Annotated in this window: 4 protein-coding genes; 3 read left to right on the top strand and 1 reads right to left on the bottom strand. The window is 73.2% G+C overall.

All coding sequences use genetic code 11. The features are described from left to right. Positions 1-197: 197 nt before the first annotated feature. A complete protein-coding gene (locus ACFRAR_RS38275) occupies positions 198-632 on the bottom strand; it encodes a MarR family winged helix-turn-helix transcriptional regulator (protein WP_380705002.1) in 435 nt (144 codons plus the stop codon). A 122-nt stretch (positions 633-754) separates the two neighbouring features. Between ACFRAR_RS38275 and ACFRAR_RS38280 the strand changes: the two genes are divergently transcribed. The 3 genes from ACFRAR_RS38280 (at position 755) to ACFRAR_RS38290 (ending at position 4,245) form a co-directional block, all read left to right on the top strand. Further along, positions 755-1,297 carry a hypothetical protein gene (locus tag ACFRAR_RS38280; protein WP_380705004.1) on the top strand — a complete coding sequence of 181 codons (543 nt, stop codon included), beginning with the start codon at positions 755-757 and terminating at the stop codon, positions 1,295-1,297. 93 nt (positions 1,298-1,390) lie between these two features. Beyond that, positions 1,391-2,389 (top strand): ketoacyl-ACP synthase III family protein, encoded by a 999-nt coding sequence (locus ACFRAR_RS38285; protein WP_380705006.1) that lies wholly within the window; start codon positions 1,391-1,393, stop codon positions 2,387-2,389. Positions 2,390-2,391: 2 nt separating this feature from the next. Then, on the top strand, positions 2,392-4,245 hold the full coding sequence (locus ACFRAR_RS38290; RefSeq protein ID WP_380705008.1) for an AMP-binding protein: 1,854 nt from the start codon (positions 2,392-2,394) through the stop codon (positions 4,243-4,245). Positions 4,246-4,290: the final 45 nt, after the last annotated feature.

Raw genomic sequence — 4,290 nt, forward strand, 5'->3', positions numbered from 1 at the left:
CGCTCCCGCAACTCAGCAAGATCATCACGCCTAACGCCCACGGTCCTCGCAACTCCCACAGATCGCGGGTGTTGCGAGGACCGTTAGAACCCAAGATCGGGCCCGGGCCTGGCAGTGCGGTGAGGTGCGACGCCCGGGAGGGTGGGGGCGTCGAGTGGATCAAGGGGCGGTGGTCCCGCCGGGGTTGGGCGGGGCGCTCAGGCGTCGGTGCTGGTGTCGAGCAGGTCGGCCAGCTCGTTCAGCAGCTCCGTGGCGCGGGCCTGGCCGGCGTCGTCCAGGTGCGGGAAGGTCTCGGAGAGGGCGGAGTCGACCGGGCGCTTGCCGTAGTCCTCGAAGGTCTTCTGGTGTGCGTCGGGGTGCAGCCGGACCCGGGTCTGCCGACGGTCCTTGGCGTCCTTGTTGGCCTGGAACACCCCGGCCTCGACCAGGTCCTGGACGATCTTGGAGACCCGGCTCTGGGCCAGGCCGGCCCGCTGGCTGATCTCGCCGATGGAGCTGTCCGGGTAGCGGGCCACGTTCTCCAGGACCGCGAGGTCGCCGACGGAGATGGGCGAATCCTCCCCGCCCCGGCTGGCCTTGAGGGCGACTTCCCGGAGCTGCCGGGCAAGTCGGTGCAGTCGCAGAACGTCCATTCGTGGATCCTATCGGTGAGTTCGGGCCGACCTTGCTCTGGCGGGTGCTCGGGACTAAATTATCTCCCGTGATGCATCATCTCGTGATGCATCTGGCGGCAAACCTGTGCCGAAGGAGAAACGTGGGCTGGACTGACTGGGCCGTCTCGCTCGGGCTGATCGCGCTGGTCCTGCGCCAGATCCGTGGGAGGAAGACCACCGCACTCGGCCTGGTGTGGCCGGTGGGGCTCGTGGTGTGGGCCGGATTCGAGTACTTCGGCGACTTCCCCGCCGAGACCTCCGACCTGCTGTTCGCGGGTGCGCTCGGCACGCTGGGCATCGCGCTCGGCGTCGGCTGCGGCCTGCTGACCAAGGTCCACCGGGAGGGTGAGGACGTCGTCGTGCGGGCGACGCTCCCGGCCGCCGTGCTGTGGATCGTCGGCATGGCCGGCCGGCTCGCGTTCGGCATCGTCGCGCTGCACGGCGGGGCCGAGGCGATCGGCGAGCTGAGCGAGAAGCTGGACATGCACTCCGCCGAGACCTGGCCGACCAGCCTGATCCTGATGGCGCTGTGCGAGGTGGTCTCCCGCAGCGGGCTGCTGCTGTTCCAGTACTGGAAGGCCAAGCGGAGCCTGCCGGAGCAGCACGCCCCCGCCGCCCGGGAACCCGATGCCTCCCTGGGCTGAGGCGCTCGCGCCCTGACCGAACATCAGGCCGGAGGCCCGGCTCGGAGCCGCCGCCCGCCTGTGGAACTTCCGAGCCAGGGACGAAGTGATCTGATGAACGACCTTTACGTGGCCGGCGTGGGCGTCTACCTGCCGCCGCGGCAGACCGCCGCCGAGGCCATCGCGGCGGGCGGCTACGACCCCGAGGCCGCGCGTGCGGACGAGGTCGAGTCGGCCTGCGTCGAGACCGAGTTGTACCCCGCCGAGATGGCGGCCGCCGCCGGGCGCGACGCGCTCGCGATGGCGGGGGAGGGGTACGGCGAGGTCCGCGCCCTCTTCCACTCCTACGTCGACTACCAGGGCGCCCGCTACTGGCAGGCCGCGCCCTACGTCGCCCAGCACACCGTCGGCGCCTCCGTGCCCTCCTTCGACATCGTCCAGGAGTGCAACGGCGCGATGGGATCGCTGGAGCTGGCCGGCCGGTTCGTCAACGGACCCGAGGACGCGGTGCTGGTCACCACCGGCGACCGCTTCGACAACCCGTGGATCTCGCGCTGGTACGGCGACCAGTCCGTGCTCGCCGACGGCGGCAGCGCGCTGCTGCTCAGCGGCGCCGGCGGCTTCGCCAAGGTGCGCTCGCTGGTGACGCTGGCCGAGAACTCCCTGGAGGGCGAGGCGCGCGGCGGTGGCTTCTCCTCCGGCGCCGACCTCTCGCCGGTCGACTTCGAGGAGATGCGCAAGCGCTTCCACGACACCGAGGTCCCGATGCTGGAGCACTACGGGAAGATGGAGGCGCTGCTCCACGCCTGCATCGGCAAGGTGCTCGCGGAGGCCGGGGTCACCGCCGAGGAGCTGGCGTACGTCATCCCCGTGGTCACCACGAAGTGGCGCACCGAGATCCAGCTGGACCGCTTCCTCGGCCTGCCGCTGGACCGCTCCACCTGGGAGTTCGGCCGGACCACCGGGCACATCGGCACCGCCGACCAGTTCATCGGCCTGCACCACCTGCTCACCACCGGGCAGCTGAAGCGCGGCGACCTGGTGATGCTGCTCGGCGGAGGCACCGGGTACACCCTGACCTGCGCGGTGCTCGAGATCGTCGAGGACCTGTGACGATGGACGCCACCCTGCCCAGAGCCGGGCGCCCCTGGGACGACGCCTTCGAGGAGCTGCTGCTGGCGGCCCTGCGCGGGCAGGGCTGCGCGGAACCCGATCCCGACACGCCGTTCACCTCCTACGGGGTCACCTCGCTGGGGATCCTGAGCCTGGGCCGGACGCTCTCCGACCACTACGGCATCTCCCTGGGCGCGTTCGACGAACGGGCGTTCCGCACACCGCGCTCGCTCTGGGCCTTCGTCGGCGAGCACGGCCGGGCGTCCGCCCCGGCCGCCGCCGAGGCGCTCCCGGCCGCCGGGGAGGCGCTCCCGGCGGACGGGGCGGACGAGGTGGACGGCCCGGCCTTCGGCGAGGACGGCCCCGCTCCGGCCGGCCCGGCGGTGTGCGCCCTGGCCGAGCGGTTCCTCGCCTCGGCCCGGCGCCACCCGGACGCGGTGTGCGTGATCGACGGCGCGACGACCTTCCGCTACGCCGAGTTCGCCGTCCAGGCCGGCGCCCTGGCCGAGCGGATCGGCCGGGGCGGCGTGGTCGCCGTCCTCGGCGAACGGGAGGCCGCCACCTACCGCGGCTACCTGGCGGTGCTGCTCGCGGGGGCGACGGTGGTGCCGCTCTCGCTCGACTTCCCGCCGGAGCGCAACGCCGCCATCCTGGAGCAGGCCGGCGCGCGCTGCGTCGTGGTCGCCGACCGGAGCGACGATCCGCTGGTCGCGGCGCAGCTCGCGGCGCTGGCCGGACTGCGGCTGGAGGTCGTGGACGGCCTGGCGGTGCCGTCCGTCCCGGCGTCGGCGGGGCTGCCCGTCGCGCCCGAGGCCGACCCGGACGGCGTCGCGTACTACATCTTCACCTCGGGTTCGACCGGGCGTCCCAAGGGCGCCGGGACCACCCGCCGCAGCGCCGACGCCTTCCTGACCCAGGCGATGGCGACGTTCGAGGTCGGGCCGGGCGACGTCTTCTCCCAGTGCCACGGGCTGACCTTCGACTTCTCGGTGTTCGAGCTGTGGGGCGCGTGGAGCACCGGGGCGGCCGTCCTCGCCGTCCCCCGGATGCGGGCGCTCGACCCGGCGGGGACGGCGGCCCGGTACGGCGTGACGGTGATGGCCTGCACGCCCAGCCTGCTGGAGTCGGCCGGGGCCGCCGGGAACCTCGCGCCGGGCAGCATGCCGGGCACGCGCCACGTGGTGATCGGCGGCGAGCCGCTGCCGGTGGACACCGTCCGGCTCATCCAGGGCGCGGCGCCGAACGCGGTCGTCGACAACGTCTACGGTCCGACCGAGGCGACCGTCTGGGTCAGCACCCACCGGATGGCGCCGGGCGACCCGCTGCCCGAGGGCCGGATCGTGCCGATCGGCACGCCGGTGCCCGCGATGGAGCTGCGGCTCGACGCGCGGGGCGAGCTGCTGCTCGCCGGGGACCAGGTGTTCGGCGGCTACCTCGACGCGGACCTGAACGCGGTGAAGTTCACCGAGGCGGACGGCCGGCGCTGGTACCGCACCGGGGACGTGGTGGAGCGGGCCGGGGACGGGCTGCTGCACCACCGGGGCCGGCTCGACGACCAGGTCAAGATCCGCGGCTACCGGGTCGAGACCGGCGAGATCGAGCGCGCCGCCTCGGGTTTCCTCGGCGGGGCGCGCACCGCGGTGCTGTGGGACGCGGACACGCGCTTCGACGCCGAGCTGGTGCTCTGCGTGGAGGCGCCCGAGGTGGACGAGGCCGCGCTGCGCCGTCGGCTGGGGGAGCTGCTGCCCGGCTACATGGTGCCCGGCCGGGTGGTCGCGGTGGAGTCCTTCCGGCTCACCGCCCACGCCAAGCTGGACCGGGCCCACCTGGCCGGGCTCGTCGGACAGGGCGGCTGAGGTACGAAGGAGCCGGCTCGCCGTCCCCCACCGAGGTGTGGTGGC

It is taken from the genome of Kitasatospora sp. NPDC056651 (assembly GCF_042792155.1).
GTDB lineage: Bacteria > Actinomycetota > Actinomycetes > Streptomycetales > Streptomycetaceae > Kitasatospora.